The sequence below is a fragment of the Streptococcus sp. HMSC071H03 genome (assembly GCF_001813035.1).
In the GTDB taxonomy this organism is placed as follows: domain Bacteria; phylum Bacillota; class Bacilli; order Lactobacillales; family Streptococcaceae; genus Streptococcus; species Streptococcus anginosus.
In genome coordinates, this window is sequence record NZ_KV811155.1 from 91,259 (window position 1) to 106,606 (window position 15,348).

General features: G+C 40.8%; 14 protein-coding genes and 3 pseudogenes. 16 read left to right on the forward strand and 1 reads right to left on the reverse strand.

Features of this window, described 5'->3' with window-relative positions:
- Positions 1 to 219 precede the first annotated feature (219 nt).
- From HMPREF2887_RS03320 to dnaJ, 9 genes and pseudogenes are all read left to right on the forward strand, one after another.
- Positions 220 to 389: pseudogene (locus HMPREF2887_RS03320) on the forward strand (substrate-binding domain-containing protein); the annotation flags it as partial.
- Between the two features lie 111 nt (positions 390 to 500).
- The gene (locus HMPREF2887_RS03325; RefSeq protein WP_084740521.1) at positions 501 to 767 is read left to right on the forward strand and encodes an ACT domain-containing protein; all 267 of its coding nucleotides are present in this window, start codon (positions 501 to 503) and stop codon (positions 765 to 767) included.
- A 12-nt stretch (positions 768 to 779) separates the two neighbouring features.
- The gene (locus HMPREF2887_RS03330; protein WP_084740524.1) at positions 780 to 2,117 is read left to right on the forward strand and encodes a PFL family protein; all 1,338 of its coding nucleotides are present in this window, start codon (positions 780 to 782) and stop codon (positions 2,115 to 2,117) included.
- 201 nt (positions 2,118 to 2,318) lie between these two features.
- On the forward strand, positions 2,319 to 3,014 hold the full coding sequence (locus HMPREF2887_RS03335; protein ID WP_021002040.1) for a histidine phosphatase family protein: 696 nt from the start codon (positions 2,319 to 2,321) through the stop codon (positions 3,012 to 3,014).
- A gap of 135 nt (positions 3,015 to 3,149) precedes the next feature.
- Positions 3,150 to 3,845: a histidine phosphatase family protein gene (locus HMPREF2887_RS03340; RefSeq protein WP_003026208.1), complete on the forward strand. Its 696-nt coding sequence runs from the start codon at positions 3,150 to 3,152 to the stop codon at positions 3,843 to 3,845.
- A 266-nt stretch (positions 3,846 to 4,111) separates the two neighbouring features.
- Positions 4,112 to 5,146, forward strand: a complete 1,035-nt coding sequence (gene hrcA / locus HMPREF2887_RS03345) for a heat-inducible transcriptional repressor HrcA (RefSeq protein WP_021002039.1) — start codon at positions 4,112 to 4,114, stop codon at positions 5,144 to 5,146.
- Between the two features lie 60 nt (positions 5,147 to 5,206).
- Positions 5,207 to 5,725, forward strand: coding sequence for a nucleotide exchange factor GrpE (gene grpE, locus HMPREF2887_RS03350; protein WP_021002038.1), 519 nt, complete (start codon positions 5,207 to 5,209; stop codon positions 5,723 to 5,725).
- Between the two features lie 212 nt (positions 5,726 to 5,937).
- Positions 5,938 to 7,770 (forward strand): molecular chaperone DnaK, encoded by a 1,833-nt coding sequence (dnaK, locus tag HMPREF2887_RS03355; RefSeq protein ID WP_057489856.1) that lies wholly within the window; start codon positions 5,938 to 5,940, stop codon positions 7,768 to 7,770.
- A 476-nt stretch (positions 7,771 to 8,246) separates the two neighbouring features.
- The gene (dnaJ, locus tag HMPREF2887_RS03360) at positions 8,247 to 9,383 is read left to right on the forward strand and encodes a molecular chaperone DnaJ (RefSeq protein ID WP_021002036.1); all 1,137 of its coding nucleotides are present in this window, start codon (positions 8,247 to 8,249) and stop codon (positions 9,381 to 9,383) included.
- Positions 9,384 to 9,461: 78 nt separating this feature from the next.
- Here dnaJ and HMPREF2887_RS03365 read toward each other — a convergent pair.
- Positions 9,462 to 9,877: pseudogene (locus HMPREF2887_RS03365) on the reverse strand (NUDIX hydrolase).
- 123 nt (positions 9,878 to 10,000) lie between these two features.
- Between HMPREF2887_RS03365 and truA the strand changes: the two are divergent.
- The 7 genes and pseudogenes from truA to HMPREF2887_RS10445 form a co-directional block, all read left to right on the forward strand.
- The gene (gene truA, locus HMPREF2887_RS03370) at positions 10,001 to 10,750 is read left to right on the forward strand and encodes a tRNA pseudouridine(38-40) synthase TruA (RefSeq protein WP_003026196.1); all 750 of its coding nucleotides are present in this window, start codon (positions 10,001 to 10,003) and stop codon (positions 10,748 to 10,750) included.
- Entirely contained in the window at positions 10,740 to 11,513 is a 774-nt protein-coding gene (locus HMPREF2887_RS03375; protein WP_021002035.1) for a bifunctional hydroxymethylpyrimidine kinase/phosphomethylpyrimidine kinase, read from the forward strand. Before truA ends, HMPREF2887_RS03375 begins: the two co-directional genes overlap by 11 nt.
- On the forward strand, positions 11,491 to 11,958 hold the full coding sequence (locus tag HMPREF2887_RS03380) for an ECF transporter S component (protein WP_021002034.1): 468 nt from the start codon (positions 11,491 to 11,493) through the stop codon (positions 11,956 to 11,958). The genes HMPREF2887_RS03375 and HMPREF2887_RS03380 overlap by 23 nt, the downstream gene beginning before the upstream one ends.
- Before the next feature lie 97 nt (positions 11,959 to 12,055).
- Entirely contained in the window at positions 12,056 to 12,619 is a 564-nt protein-coding gene (locus tag HMPREF2887_RS03385) for a TIGR01440 family protein (RefSeq protein ID WP_021002033.1), read from the forward strand.
- Positions 12,620 to 12,739: 120 nt separating this feature from the next.
- Positions 12,740 to 14,023 (forward strand): trigger factor, encoded by a 1,284-nt coding sequence (tig, locus tag HMPREF2887_RS03390; RefSeq protein WP_003026190.1) that lies wholly within the window; start codon positions 12,740 to 12,742, stop codon positions 14,021 to 14,023.
- 237 nt (positions 14,024 to 14,260) lie between these two features.
- Entirely contained in the window at positions 14,261 to 14,848 is a 588-nt protein-coding gene (gene rpoE, locus HMPREF2887_RS03395; RefSeq protein ID WP_003026189.1) for a DNA-directed RNA polymerase subunit delta, read from the forward strand.
- Positions 14,849 to 15,031: 183 nt separating this feature from the next.
- Positions 15,032 to 15,348, forward strand: a pseudogene (locus HMPREF2887_RS10445) (CTP synthase); the annotation flags it as partial.

Consider the following 15,348-nt stretch of genomic DNA (forward strand, 5'->3'; position numbering starts at 1 on the left):
AAATCAAAAAAATGGTTTACTGTTTTTCTTGCTCAAAATGGGGATGATGTCAAAAGAAAAAGCATCAATAAATCAAAAAGATACTTGGCAAAATGTTTAAGGTCAGAGCAAACCAGTTTTCAGGCAGACTGTCTGAGCCTCGGATGAAGCGAACCAGTTTTCAGGCAGCCCGTCCGACCCTCGGATGAAGCGAACGAGTTTTCGTTCAGTCCGTTGAACGAGATGACGAGCTTATCTTCGCCGAGTATCACGACAAGGTCAACCAGCTTTTGAAGAAGGCCAGCAGGCGACCAAGATTTTGATTGACCAGATTGAGGGGGCATCATCAAGAAGAAAAACAACAAGTGCTGGATTGTAGTGTTCATTGGAAAGAATCAACAATCAATTGATAACGATTAGGCAGAGCTTAAGGGATAAAAGTCGTATTTTTCTCTTTCGGTTTATGCAAATTTCCTTTACTTATGCTACAATAGGGAAAAGCATGTTGATTGGAGTAAAAAATGAAAGCAATTATTACGGTTGTTGGCAAGGATAGAACGGGGATTGTGGCAGGAGTGTCTAGCAAAATTGCAGAACTTGGTTTGAATATTGATGATATTTCACAAACTGTTTTAGATGAATTTATCACTATCATGGCGGTTGTTTCTAGTGAAGAAAAGAAAGATTTTACAGAATTGCGCAATGAATTTGAAGCCTTTGGCAATACACTCAATGTTAAAATTAACATTCAAAGTGCAGCGATTTTTGACGCTATGTACAATATCTAATAGAGGTGAAAAATGGATATAAAGCAAGTTACTAAAACCATTTCCATGATTGAGGAGCAAAATTTTGATATTCGGACGATTACTATGGGGATTTCACTTCTCGACTGTATTGATACGGATATTGAGCGAGCAGCAGAAAAAATTTATCAAAAGATCACAAGGAAAGCTAAAAATTTGGTAGCAGTTGGTGATGAAATAGCTGCGGAGCTGGGTATTCCCATCGTGAACAAACGTGTATCGGTGACCCCGATTTCCTTGATTGGTGCTGCGACAGATAGTGATAACTATGTGCTTCTAGCAAAAGCGCTGGATCGAGCAGCAAAAGAAATCGGTGTTGATTTTATCGGTGGTTTTTCTGCACTGGTGCAAAAGGGCTATCAAAAAGGGGACGAAATCCTCATCCGCTCCATTCCGCGAGCTTTAGCGGAGACTGATAAGGTTTGCTCATCTGTTAATATTGGATCCACCAAGTCAGGAATCAATATGACAGCAGTTGCAGATATGGGACGTGTCATCAAGGAAACTGCAGAACTTTCTGACATGGGGGCAGCGAAATTAGTTGTTTTTGCCAATGCGGTCGAGGATAATCCTTTTATGGCAGGTGCTTTTCATGGCGTTGGCGAAGCTGATGTCGTCATCAATGTAGGCGTTTCTGGTCCTGGTGTCGTCAAACGTGCCCTTGAAAAAGTTCGTGGCGAAAGTTTTGATGTAGTGGCGGAAACAGTCAAGAAAACAGCCTTTAAAATCACTCGGATCGGTCAGCTTGTCGGACAGATGGCTAGTGAGCGGCTAGGTGTTAAATTCGGGATTGTTGATTTAAGCTTGGCGCCAACACCTGCTGTCGGCGACTCTGTTGCCCGTGTTCTGGAAGAAATGGGCTTGGAAACGGTCGGTACACATGGCACAACGGCAGCCTTGGCTCTACTCAATGACCAAGTGAAAAAAGGCGGTGTTATGGCTTGTAATCAAGTTGGCGGTTTATCTGGTGCTTTCATTCCAGTTTCAGAAGACGAAGGTATGATTGCAGCGGTTCAAAACGGATCTCTCAATTTAGAAAAATTAGAAGCCATGACCGCGATTTGCTCGGTTGGATTGGATATGATTGCCATTCCATCAGACACGCCTTCTGAAACGATTGCAGCTATGATTGCGGACGAAGCCGCTATTGGGGTTATCAATCAGAAAACAACAGCGGTACGGATTATTCCTAAAGGAAAAGAAGGCGACATGATTGAGTTTGGAGGTCTTTTAGGGACTGCGCCAGTGATGAGAGTCAATAAAGCTTCATCAGCTGATTTTATCGCGCGTGGTGGACAAATTCCAGCACCGATTCATAGTTTTAAAAATTAAAATGAGAGTGGGAAAGAAATCAGTAGTTTCGTAGAAACTTGATTTCATCGTCCCATCTCCGTACGGTTGAGTAGGGCTGTAAAAGTTGATTTATCAACGTATTAGAGTCCACTCAACCACTGCGTCTTATAATTCTAACTATATAAGCAAAGGAAGCTGAGCACTTTTGTTCCAGCTTCTTCTTTTGAGAAGGAGATTAAAATGGCAAAAACAAAATTATACATTATTCGTCATGGGAAAACGATGTTTAATACGATTGGTCGGGCGCAAGGTTGGAGTGATACGCCGCTTACGGCTGAAGGAGAACGCGGCATCCATGAATTAGGAATCGGTCTACGAGAATCGGGGCTTGCATTTACAAGGGCTTTTTCTAGCGATTCTGGGCGGACGATTCAGACCATGGGGATTGTCCTTGAAGAGCTCGGTTTAACAGGCAAAATTCCTTATACCTTTGACAAACGGATTCGTGAATGGTGTTTTGGCAGTTTTGACGGTGCTTATGGTGGCGATCTGTTTCATGGCGTGATTCCACGAGTGCTGGATGTAGAAGACTATAAGAAACTAACCTTGCAGGAATTGGCAGACGGTCTAGTCGAAGTGGATACAGCTGGCTGGGCAGAGCCTTGGGAAAAGCTGAGTGGACGTATTTTAGAAGGTTTTACAGCCATTGCAAAAGATGTAGAGGCTTCTGGTGGGGGCAATGCTCTTGTCGTCAGCCACAGTATGACAATCGGTGCCTTTGCTTGTTTGATTGATCCGTCTATCATTTTAAATCCTGGTGTGCAAAATGGCAGTGTAACGGTTGTGGAATATGAAAATGGGAAATTCACCATTGAAGCGTTAGGAGACATGGCTTATCGCCAAGTGGGTGCTAAGATATTGGAAAAACAAAACTAATCATAAAAACGGGAATGTGAGAAAAGTTATTTTTTACAAATGGTGACTTTTGTCTTACTCCCGATTTTTCTTTCATCTCTCAAACGACTTTCTGCAAAAAATGATATAATATAGTAAGAAAAACGGAGGTAAAATATGGCAAAAACAAGATTATACATTGTTCGCCATGGGAAAACCATGTTTAATACCATCGGTCGGGCACAAGGGTGGTCTGATACGCCTTTGACCGCTGTGGGAGAACGTGGAATTCGTGAGCTAGGAATTGGACTTCGCGAGTCGGGGCTGCAATTTGCAAAAGCTTTTTCTAGCGATAGCGGGCGGACGATTCAAACCATGGGAATTATGCTAGAGGAACTCGGATTAACCGGACGCATTCCTTATCGCACAGACAAACGACTTCGCGAATGGTGTTTTGGTAGTTTCGATGGAGCTTACGACGGTGAGCTGTTTATGGGAGTGATGCCCCGTGTTTTCAATGTAGAGCATGTTCATCAATTGAGTTACCCTGAGCTGGCTGAAGGCCTGGTAGAAGTTGATACAGCTGGTTGGGCTGAGAGTTGGGAAAAATTGAGCAGCCGTATTTGGGAAGGATTTTCAGATATTGCCAAGGAAATCGAAGCTGCTGGTGGTGGCAATGCACTGATTGTTAGCCACGGTATGACCATTGGAACATTTGTGTACCTCATTGACCAAACAAGACCGCATGGTTTAGACAATGGTAGTGTGACCGTCATTGAATACGAGAATGGTCAATTTACAGTTGATTGCATTGGAGATATGTCTTATCGTGAAGTTGGCAAAAAATATTTGGATGACGGTGAGCAAGATTAGTTTTTAGTAGTGCAATTCGTGTGAATTTGCTACGGTTTTATTTAACATTGAGGAAAGCTTAAGATTTATAACATCTTCTATAAGATATTTTGTAGGTCTTCAGACTGATTTTTAGCACTCTTGTAAAAAGAGTGCTAATTTTTTGAGTTTTTGTCTTGACTTTAAAAATGAACCGTGTATAATAGAATCATAAGTTAGCACTCGGGTATGTATAGTGCTAAACAAAAAATCTCATATTCCAGTTCAAAGCTGAAAGGGGTGATGTCATGGTAACGGAACGTCAGAATGAGATTTTAAACTTGATCATTGACATCTTTACAAAGACCCATGAGCCAGTCGGCTCCAAATCCCTACAAGAATCAATCCAGTCTAGCAGCGCGACGATTCGTAATGATATGGCTGTTCTTGAAAAGCAGGGGCTTTTGGAAAAAGCGCACACATCAAGTGGACGCAAGCCAAGTGTGGCGGGTTTTCAATACTTTGTCAAACATTCCCTTTCCTTTGATCGTCTTGCTGAAAACGAACTCTACGAAGTAATCAAGGTATTTGACCGTGAATTCTTCAAATTAGAGGATGTTCTTCAACAGGCAGCAGACGTTCTTTCAACGCTAAGTGGATGTACGGTGGTAGCACTTGATGTAGAACCAAGTCAACAGCGCTTGACTGCTTTTGACATTGTGATTCTCAGCCAGCATACAGCTTTGGCGGTCTTCACCTTGGATGAATCCAATACGATTACCAGCCAGTTCATGATTCCCCGTAATTTCTTGCGAGGTGATTTGATTCAGCTGAAAGAATTGATTCAGGAACGTTTCTTAGGACAAACAGTTCTTGATATTCACTATAAGATTCGGACAGAGATTCCGCAGATTATTCAGCGTTATTTTACAACGACTGATAATGTTATGGATCTTTTTGAGCATATTTTTAGTGATATTTTCAAAGAAAATGTCATCGTATCTGGTAAGGTGAAGTTGCTGAATTTTTCAGATCTAAAGAGTTATCAATTCTTTGATCAACCGCAAAAAGTGGCTTTTGAAATTCGAGATAGTTTAGCTGAAGATCAAATGCAGACGGTGCGCGTGGCAGACAGCAGAGAAAGCAGTCTGGCGAATTTGACGCTCATCTCTAGCAAATTTCTCATTCCTTACCGGGGATTTGGCATGCTAGCGGTCGTTGGGCCAGTCAATTTAGATTATCAGCGAGTTGTCAGTCAACTCAATGTTGTCAATCGCGTTTTAACGATGAAGCTCACAGATTTTTATAGATATCTGAGTAGCAATCATTATGAAGTGCATTAAGGCGACAGAGCTGATAGCTATAGATAGAAAAATACTTAAAATACCATAAGGAGGTGCCTAGTGGCAGCAGAAAAACAGCAAGAAGAAGCAAAAAAAGAGGACGTTTCGGTAGAAGAAACAACAGAGGTAGCTCCTGAAAAGTCCGAATTGGACTTGGCGAATGAGCGCGCAGACGAATTTGAAAACAAATATCTTCGTGCAGCTGCTGAAATGCAAAATATTCAGCGCCGAGCAAATGAAGAACGTCAACAATTGCAGAAATATCGTAGCCAAGACTTAGGAAAAGCAATTCTTCCTTCGTTGGACAACTTAGAACGCGCCTTGGCAGTTGAAGGTCTGACTGATGATGTCCGAAAAGGGCTAGAAATGGTACAGGAAAGTTTGATTGCCGCCCTTAAAGATGAAGGAATTGAAGAAGTTCCAACAGACGGTGAGTTTGATCACAACTTCCATATGGCTATTCAGACGGTGCCGGCAGATGATGATTACCCAGCTGGAAGCATCGCACAAGTCTTCCAAAAGGGCTATAAACTCCATGAACGTCTCCTAAGACCAGCTATGGTAGTGGTAGCAGAATAAAAAGATCTCGTCCGAAACGACGGTAAACTATGAAGAAAGAAAATATATTTTCGCTCTACTAAACCGTGAGCGAAGTGAACAATTGGCGACACTCTTAACCGTGGTGCTCTCTGCGCAAACTTTAATAAAGAGATTGACATAGTCAAGCTCTGATGGCGCCGCCACTTAAGAAGAGTATCAAAAAAGAAATTCTAAATAAAGGGGAAAAAATAATGAGCAAAATTATTGGTATTGACTTAGGTACAACAAATTCAGCAGTTGCAGTTCTTGAAGGAACTGAAAGCAAAATTATCGCAAATCCAGAAGGTAACCGTACAACACCGTCAGTTGTGTCTTTCAAAAACGGTGAAATCATCGTTGGTGACGCAGCAAAACGTCAAGCAGTGACAAATCCTGATACGATTATCTCCATTAAATCAAAAATGGGAACTTCTGAAAAAGTTTCAGCAAATGGAAAAGAGTATACTCCACAAGAAATCTCAGCTATGATTCTTCAATATTTGAAAGGCTATGCTGAAGATTACCTTGGTGAAAAAGTAACTAAGGCAGTTATCACAGTTCCTGCTTACTTCAACGATGCGCAACGTCAAGCAACTAAAGATGCTGGTAAAATTGCTGGTCTTGAAGTAGAACGGATTGTCAACGAACCAACAGCAGCAGCCCTTGCTTATGGTTTGGACAAGACAGATAAAGAAGAAAAAATCCTTGTATTTGACCTTGGTGGTGGTACATTTGACGTGTCAATCCTTGAATTAGGCGACGGTGTATTTGATGTATTAGCAACTGCAGGGGACAACAAACTCGGTGGTGACGACTTTGACCAAAAGCTTATTGACCATATGGTAGCTGAGTTCAAGAAAGAAAATGGTATTGACTTGTCAACTGACAAGATGGCTCTTCAACGTTTGAAAGATGCGGCTGAAAAAGCTAAGAAAGACCTTTCTGGTGTAACTTCTACTCAAATCAGCTTGCCATTCATCACTGCGGGAGAAGCTGGACCTCTCCACTTAGAAATGACCTTGACACGTGCGAAATTTGATGACTTGACTCGTGAGCTTGTGGATCGCACAAAAGAACCTGTTCGTCGTGCATTGTCTGACGCTGGTCTTAGCTTGTCAGAAATTGATGAAGTTATTCTTGTTGGTGGTTCAACACGTATCCCAGCCGTTGTGGAAGCAGTAAAAGCTGAAACTGGTAAAGAACCAAACAAATCTGTAAACCCTGACGAAGTGGTTGCTATGGGTGCTGCTATCCAAGGTGGTGTGATTACTGGTGATGTTAAAGACGTTGTCCTTTTGGACGTAACACCGTTGTCACTTGGTATCGAAACTATGGGTGGTGTATTTACAAAACTTATTGACCGCAACACAACTATCCCAACTTCTAAATCACAAGTCTTCTCAACAGCTGCAGATAACCAACCAGCTGTGGATATCCATGTTCTTCAAGGTGAACGCCCAATGGCAGCAGATAACAAGACACTTGGACGTTTCCAATTGACAGACATTCCTGCTGCACCTCGTGGTATCCCTCAAATTGAAGTAACATTTGATATTGACAAAAACGGTATCGTGTCTGTTAAGGCTAAAGACCTTGGTACGCAAAAAGAACAACATATCGTTATCCAATCGAACTCAGGTTTGACAGATGAAGAAATTGACCGCATGATGAAAGATGCAGAAGCAAACGCCGAAGCAGATAAAAAACGTAAAGAAGAAGTAGATCTTCGCAACGAAGTAGATCAAGCTATCTTTGCGACTGAAAAGACTATCAAAGAAACAGAAGGCAAAGGCTTTGATGCAGAACGTGACGCTGCTCAAGTTGCTCTTGATGAATTGAAAAAAGCCCAAGACAACAACAACTTGGATGACATGAAATCAAAACTTGAAACACTCAATGAAAAAGCGCAAGCTCTCGCTGTGAAACTTTACGAACAAGCAGCTGCAGCCCAACAAGCTCAAGCAGGAGCAGAAGGTGCAAGCCAAACAAATACAGGCGACAACAAAGGTGATGATGTCGTAGACGGTGAGTTTACTGAGAAATAAGACGCCGAAGCAAAATGGCTACTCTAAGTAGCTCATCTGCTAACGCTTGCCACTATAAGGCGGTCGAGCTAGGCGGCTTAGTAGCTCGAAAACAAAGAAAAAATCGTCTTTGTCTTCTCCCGTTGTAACGATGAGATAGGAGTACCTCAGGAAAATCCTAAAACCTCCTTTGTCACATCTTGGCAAGAACGATTGCGGATTATAATTTAATGCTTGCTCAATCTTACTTGTAGCCGATTTGTAACAGATAAATTCAGGGGTTGATAAACCAACCTCTGTTTTTGGATAATGGAATCTTAGAATTGAACCTGCCCTAAAAAAGTTCGTTCTGTTAAATTAAAACGAAAGGAAAGTGTTCGTAACTGAACACGGGCTACGGACTGTGCCAAAAAGATAGTTTTTCCTAGAAACTCTGGATTCTTCGTCAAAACTCCTATTTTGGCTGTGCCCGCTTAACGCCCTTTGTATCTTATATTATGAACAATACAGAATTTTACGACCGTTTAGGCGTTTCAAAAAACGCATCTCAGGATGAGATTAAGAAAGCCTATCGGAAATTATCAAAAAAATATCATCCAGATATCAATAAAGAACCGGGTGCTGAAGAGAAATACAAAGAAGTCCAAGAGGCTTATGAAACCTTGAGTGATGAGCAAAAACGGGCAGCCTATGACCAATATGGTGCTGCGGGTGCTAATGGAGGCTTCGGCGGTGGAGCTGGCGGTTTTGGTGGCTTTGACGGTTCTAGCTTTGGTGGCTTTGAAGATATTTTCTCTAGCTTCTTTGGTGGAGGTGGTGCAAGTCGCAATCCCAACGCACCTCGTCAAGGGGATGATCTGCAATATCGGGTCAACCTTAAGTTTGAAGAAGCGATTTTTGGTACAGATAAAGAAATTAAATACAATCGTGAGGCGACTTGCCATACTTGTCACGGTTCGGGTGCGAAACCAGGAACTAGTCCAATAACTTGTAGCCGTTGTCACGGATCTGGTGTCATCAATGTGGACACACAAACTCCACTTGGCATGATGCGCCGTCAAGTCACTTGTGATGTCTGCCATGGGCGCGGACAAGAAATCAAAGATCCTTGTCAAACCTGTCATGGAACAGGGCATGAAAAACAAGCTCATAGCGTTCATGTAAAAATCCCTGCAGGTGTTGAAACTGGTCAACAAGTTCGCTTGTCTGGTCAAGGGGAGGCCGGTTTCAACGGTGGACCGTACGGAGATCTATATGTCGTCGTTCAGGTGGAATCAAGTGACAAGTTTGAACGGGATGGATCAACCATTTATTATAAGCTCAATCTCAATTTCGTTCAAGCAGCTTTAGGTGACAGCGTGGAAATACCAACCGTTCACGGTGATGTGGAATTAACCATTCCAGAAGGAACACAAACTGGCAAACGCTTCCGCCTGCGTGGAAAGGGAGCACCGAGCCTTCGTGGCGGCAGTATGGGAGACCAGTATGTCACAGTCAATGTTGTAACACCGACAGGACTTAATGACAAACAAAAAGCAGCGTTGAAAGAGTTCGCTGCTGCTGGAAATATAACCGTTACTCCTAAAAAGAAAGGCTTCTTTGATAAAATGAAAGATGCCTTTGAAGGAGAATAAAATAAATGGGGATCAGTTTTTCTGTTCTCCATTTTTTGTAATGATATGCTGTATTCCCATATCTAATCCTTTTAAAATTTATGGAATGAAGGTTGGAAATACCCTGTGGTTTTCTAATTCTTGAATAGGAATCCAGTGAACTGTTTCGTCCTCTATTTGACTTTGGAATTGTTTTCCTTTTGGTTTCATAAGATAGTATAGGCAAATTTCATGGCAATCTAACCCTCTGAAGACACCGTTTGAATTTGAAAAGAAATTTTCGTGAAAGCAGACCAAGCGGTCAATTTCATATTGCTGTCCAGTTTCTTCTATAAAACCTCTCGAAGAACAGCTTCTTCGGTTGTTTCGCCAAATTGAACAGCTCCACCAACGGAGTAATGATAGTCTTCGGAAGGACTGCTCATGAAGCAAATAGCTCCCTCTTCAATAATGATAGCGGCTGCTCGATAGCGAAAGCGTTGATGCCCGTTTGTGTAACTAATATCTTCTGCCATTTAGCTCCTCTTTAGCTAATTAAGTGTATAGTCTTTTGTCAGTCTTGTCAAGTCCAATCTGTACCCAGACAGTTTTGTTTTTACAGTCTTGCGAGGGGCTTTTTTTCTTGTTACAATAAACACATGACACGATATAAAGCGATTATTTCTTATGACGGTCATGATTTTGCTGGTTTTCAGCGGCAACCTCATGCTCGCAGCGTCCAAGAAGAGATTGAAAAGACTTTAACTAAAATCAATAGAGGAAAGCCTGTCATCGTTCATGGAGCTGGACGCACAGACAGCGGTGTTCATGCGCTTGGGCAGGTTATTCATTTTGATTTGCCGCAAAAAAGAGACGAAGAAAAGCTGCGTTTTGCACTCGATACGCAAACACCGGAAGACATTGATTTTATCAGCGTAGAAGAAGTAAATGAGGATTTTCATTCTAGATATTGGAAACATAGTAAGATCTATGAATTTATAGTAGATGTTGGACGCCCTAAAAATCCTATGATGCGCCATTATGCAACGCATTTTCCTTATCCTTTGGACATTTCTTTAATAAAAAATGCTATTGCAAAGCTCGAAGGAACTCACGATTTTACGGGTTTCACAGCTTCAGGGACTAGTGTGGAAAATAAAGTTCGGACGATTACAGAAGCACGCTTAGACTTTGATGAGAAACGTAATTTTCTGATTTTTACTTTTTCTGGCAATGGATTTTTATATAAGCAAATTCGCAATATGGTCGGAACGTTGCTGAAGATCGGCAACGGTCGAATGCCAGTTGAGCAGATTGATAGAATTTTAACAGAGAAAAATCGTCATTTGGCTGGACCAACAGCAGCACCAAACGGACTTTATCTAAAGGAGATACGATATGAAGAATAACTTTATTTTAGCTATATCAGGGAATGATATTTTTAGTGGAGGCGGACTGCATGCTGATTTAGCAACCTACACGGTCAACCAACTGCATGGTTTTGTGGCGGTGACTTGCTTGACCGCTATGACAGAGCAAGGTTTTGAGGTTATTCCTGTAGACACGACCGTCTTTGCTCAGCAGCTCAATTCTCTCAAGGATGTACCTTTCTCAGCCATTAAATTGGGGCTTCTGCCCAATGTAGAAGTGGCAGATTTGGCTTTAGATTTTGTGAAAGCTCATGCAGAGGCTCCTGTTGTGTTAGACCCTGTCTTAGTTTGCAAGGAAACCCATGATGTCGAGGTCTCAGCACTTCGAGATGAGCTCATCAAGTTTTTTCCTTATACAAACATTATCACGCCTAATTTACCAGAAGCTGAACTCTTGGATCAAAAAGAGTTGCGAACATTGGAGGATGTCAAAGAAGCGGCTAGACATCTCTATTCTTTGGGGGCTAAATCCGTTGTTATCAAAGGAGGAAATCGCTTAGATACTCAAAAAGCAATTGATGTTTACTATGACGGAGAACAATTTAAAATTTTGGAATCGCCTGTTTTAGACAAAAATAATACCGGAGCGGGTTGCACCTTTGCTTCCAGCATTGCCAGTCAGCTATTACTAGGAAAATCAACTTTTGAAGCTGTTCAAATTTCAAAAAAATTTGTTTATCAAGCTATCCAACATTCAGATCAATATGGAGTTGTTCAATATGAAAAAAAATCAGACATATAAACTTGTTCTTTTGTCCATGATTGCTGCATTGACAGTTGTTTTGGGTTATTATTTAAAAATTCCAACACCAACAGGAATTTTAACTTTTCTTGACGCAGGAATTTTCTTTACCGCCTTTTATTTTGGCAGAAAAGAAGGAGCAATTGTTGGCGGTTTAGCCGGATTTCTTATTGATTTGATTTCGGGTTATCCACAGTGGATGTTTTTTAGCTTGTTCTTCCATGGATTGCAAGGCTATTTTGCTGGTTTTAAAGGGAAAAGCCGCTATCTTGGTTTAGTATTGGCGACGCTTGTTATGGTAGGAGGCTATGCTTTTGCTTCCGCAATCATGCACGGTTGGGGAGCAGCTTTTCCAGAAATATTTCCTAACTTTTGCCAAAATACCTTGGGAATGGTCGTCGGGGCAATCTTAAATAAACTGTTAGTAGATGTTTTGAAAAAATAAAGTGAATAAAGGGCGCTGTGCCCTTTTTACTTTTAAGAATTTCAGTTTGTAAAAACAATAAAAATCATTTATAATACAATTAAAACGAGGTGAGATCATGGATTTACAAGAATTGAAAAAACAAACACAAATCATTTTAACAGATGTTTTAGAAAAATCAGCTCTTTCTTCCGGTGATATTTTTGTACTGGGCTTGTCTTCCAGTGAGGTGATTGGAGGACATATTGGAAAAAATTCCAGCCAAGAAGTGGGAGAAGTTATTGTAAAAACTATGCTGGAGTTGTTATCCGAGCGTGGTCTTTACTTAGCTGTTCAAGGCTGCGAACATGTTAATCGAGCCTTGGTTGTGGAGAAAGAATTGGCGCAAAAACGAAACCTAGAAATTGTCAACGTCCTACCGACTCTGCATGCCGGTGGAAGCGGTCAATTGGCTGCATTTAAATATATGAATAATCCAGTTGAAGTGGAATTTATTACGGCTCAAGCAGGGATGGATATCGGAGATACAGCAATTGGTATGCATATTAAGCACGTCCAAATTCCAGTACGACCAATTTTACGAGAACTAGGAGAAGCGCATGTGACTGCGCTTGCCAGTCGTCCGAAGCTAATTGGTGGAGCGCGAGCTGCTTACCAAAAAGATAAAATTCGGAAAGCATAAAGAGCAAAATCAGCAAATGGACGGAAAAATCGTTAAATTTTTCATTAGAAAAATTGTGAAATAACGTGTATTTATGGTATAATTGATTGTATTCAATAAATTTTAAGGAGAAATGACAGAATGTCTGTATCATTTGAAAGCAAAGAAACAAATCGCGGAGTTTTGACATTTACAATCAGTCAAGAACAAATCAAGCCAGAATTGGATCGCGTGTTTAACTCAGTTAAGAAAACTCTGAATGTGCCAGGTTTCCGTAAAGGTCATCTTCCTCGTCCGGTGTTTAACCAAAAATTTGGGGAAGAAGCTCTTTACCAAGACACACTGAACGCCCTTCTCCCAGCTGCTTATGAAGCTGCAGTTAAAGAAGCAGAAATTGAAGTTGTTGCCCAACCACAATTTGATGTGGCGTCTATGGAAAAAGGTCAAGATTGGACTATTACCGCTGAAGTGGTTACAAAACCTGAAGTAAAATTAGGTGAATATAAAAATTTAGAAGTGTCTGTTGATGTCTCTAAAGAAGTATCTGACGCAGATGTAGACGCAAGAATTGAACGTGAGCGCAACAATTTAGCAGAGCTTGTATTGAAAGAAGACAAAGCTGCTAATGGCGACACAGTTGTGATTGACTTTGTTGGAACAGTTGACGGCGTTGAATTTGACGGCGGTAAAGGAGATAACTTCTCACTTGAACTTGGAAGCGGTCAATTCATTCCAGGTTTTGAGGATCAATTAGTTGGACATGCTGCTGGTGAAACAGTAGAAGTAAACGTGACATTCCCAGAAGACTATCAAGCAACAGACCTTGCAGGTAAAGATGCTAAATTTGTGACTACGATTCACGAAGTCAAAGAAAAAGAAGTTCCAGAACTAGATGATGAACTAGCGAAAGACATTGATGAAGATGTTGAAACACTTGACGAATTAAAAGAAAAATACCGCAAAGAATTAGCTGAATCAAAAGAAATTGCTTTTGATGACGCAGTCGAATCTGCAGCGCTTGATCTTGCAGTAGAAAATGCAGAAATCGTTGAGTTGCCAGAAGAAATGGTTCACGAAGAAGTTCACCGCTCTGTAAATGAATTCCTTGGAAACATGCAACGTCAAGGTATTTCACCAGATATGTATTTCCAAATTACTGGTACAACGCAAGAAGATCTTCACAAGCAACATGAAGCTGATGCTGAAAAACGTACTAAGACAAACCTTGTGATTGAAGCTGTTGCGAAAGCAGAAGGATTTGAAGCAAGTGATGAAGATATTGAAGCAGAAATTGCTTCTCTTGCCGCTGATTACAATATGGAAGTAGAACGCGTTCGTCAACTTCTTTCAGCAGATATGTTGAAACATGATATTGTGATTAAAAAAGCCGTTGAATTGATTACAAGTACTGCAAAAGTAAAATAATCGAGCGATAACATAAGGCAAGTTCAGTCAGAGAATTGGCTGAATTGCCTTTTTGCTTCTTTTTATATAAAAGCGGAAGTCATTTTGGTAAAAATGGTGATTTTCTTGAATAGAGGATAAAATTCTTTTGACGAAAGAAGATTTTTATCGTACAATAAAAAGTAGCGAAAAATTCAATAAATTAAATATTTGAGAGCCAACAGGGCAGAAGCCCTCAGACTTAAAAGGAGATCGACTTTGGAATTAGAAGTATTTGCTGGACAAGAAAAAAGTGAACTTTCTATGATTGAAGTAGCGCGTGCTATCTTAGAAACGCGTGGTCGTCATCATGAAATGTACTTTAATGATCTTGTCAATGAAATTCAAAATTACCTTGCAAAATCAAATAGTGATATTCGTGAAGCCTTGCCACTTTTTTATACAGAGCTAAATGTAGACGGCAGTTTCATTCCTCTTGGAGATAACAAATGGGGCTTGCGTTCATGGTATGCGATTGACGAGGTGGATGAAGAAATTATCACACTTGAAGAAGACGATGAAGAAACTCCGAAGAAACGAAAGAAAAAACGTGTGAACGCCTTTATGGACGGAGATGAAGATGCTATTGATTACAATGACGATGATCCAGAAGATGAAGACTCATACGAAGCAGACCCTGCCCTTAATTATGGCGAGGACAATCCGGACGACGAGAAGAGTGAAGTTGAAGCGTATGATGCTGAAATCAATGAAATTGCACCTGATGATTTAGGTGAAGAAGTCGAACTCAATGAAGAGGACGAAGATTATTCTGACGATGAAGTAGATGGAGAAGATGAAGAATAGTCAAATTTAATGATGTATTCTTATTTTCTTATTTGACAAAAGTTTTATTCTGCGATATTATAATATCGGGCACTTCTTTTAAGAAGTCGAAGCTCCCTAGCTCTAGGGAGCTATTTTTGTTTTGCTATTCATGAAACACGTCTTAAAAAGCAATGGACGTTGTATTTTAGATAAGGAGTGTTTATGGCAACAAAATATATTTTTGTTACAGGTGGTGTAGTTAGTTCGATCGGTAAAGGGATTGTGGCAGCAAGTCTTGGTCGTCTCTTGAAAAACCGTGGTCTTAAGGTAACCATTCAAAAGTTTGACCCATATATCAATATCGACCCAGGAACGATGAGTCCTTACCAACACGGGGAAGTGTTTGTGACGGACGACGGTGCAGAGACAGACTTGGATCTGGGGCACTATGAACGCTTTATTGACATTAACCTAAATAAATATTCAAATGTCACAACGGGTAAGATTTATAGTGAAGTTCTTCGCAAAGAACGTAAAGG

What these genes read in the sequence shown, in the direction of transcription:
- truA (WP_003026196.1), top strand. Translation starts at nt 10,001, where the DNA reads ATGACACGATATAAAGCGATTATTTCTTATGACGGTCATGATTTTGCT.
- HMPREF2887_RS03340 (WP_003026208.1), top strand. Translation starts at nt 3,150, where the DNA reads ATGGCAAAAACAAGATTATACATTGTTCGCCATGGGAAAACCATGTTT.
- HMPREF2887_RS03335 (WP_021002040.1), top strand. Translation starts at nt 2,319, where the DNA reads ATGGCAAAAACAAAATTATACATTATTCGTCATGGGAAAACGATGTTT.
- dnaJ (WP_021002036.1), top strand. Translation starts at nt 8,247, where the DNA reads ATGAACAATACAGAATTTTACGACCGTTTAGGCGTTTCAAAAAACGCA.
- HMPREF2887_RS03325 (WP_084740521.1), top strand. Translation starts at nt 501, where the DNA reads ATGAAAGCAATTATTACGGTTGTTGGCAAGGATAGAACGGGGATTGTG.
- dnaK (WP_057489856.1), top strand. Translation starts at nt 5,938, where the DNA reads ATGAGCAAAATTATTGGTATTGACTTAGGTACAACAAATTCAGCAGTT.
- HMPREF2887_RS03330 (WP_084740524.1), top strand. Translation starts at nt 780, where the DNA reads ATGGATATAAAGCAAGTTACTAAAACCATTTCCATGATTGAGGAGCAA.
- hrcA (WP_021002039.1), top strand. Translation starts at nt 4,112, where the DNA reads ATGGTAACGGAACGTCAGAATGAGATTTTAAACTTGATCATTGACATC.
- HMPREF2887_RS03385 (WP_021002033.1), top strand. Translation starts at nt 12,056, where the DNA reads ATGGATTTACAAGAATTGAAAAAACAAACACAAATCATTTTAACAGAT.
- HMPREF2887_RS03375 (WP_021002035.1), top strand. Translation starts at nt 10,740, where the DNA reads ATGAAGAATAACTTTATTTTAGCTATATCAGGGAATGATATTTTTAGT.
- tig (WP_003026190.1), top strand. Translation starts at nt 12,740, where the DNA reads ATGTCTGTATCATTTGAAAGCAAAGAAACAAATCGCGGAGTTTTGACA.
- HMPREF2887_RS03380 (WP_021002034.1), top strand. Translation starts at nt 11,491, where the DNA reads ATGAAAAAAAATCAGACATATAAACTTGTTCTTTTGTCCATGATTGCT.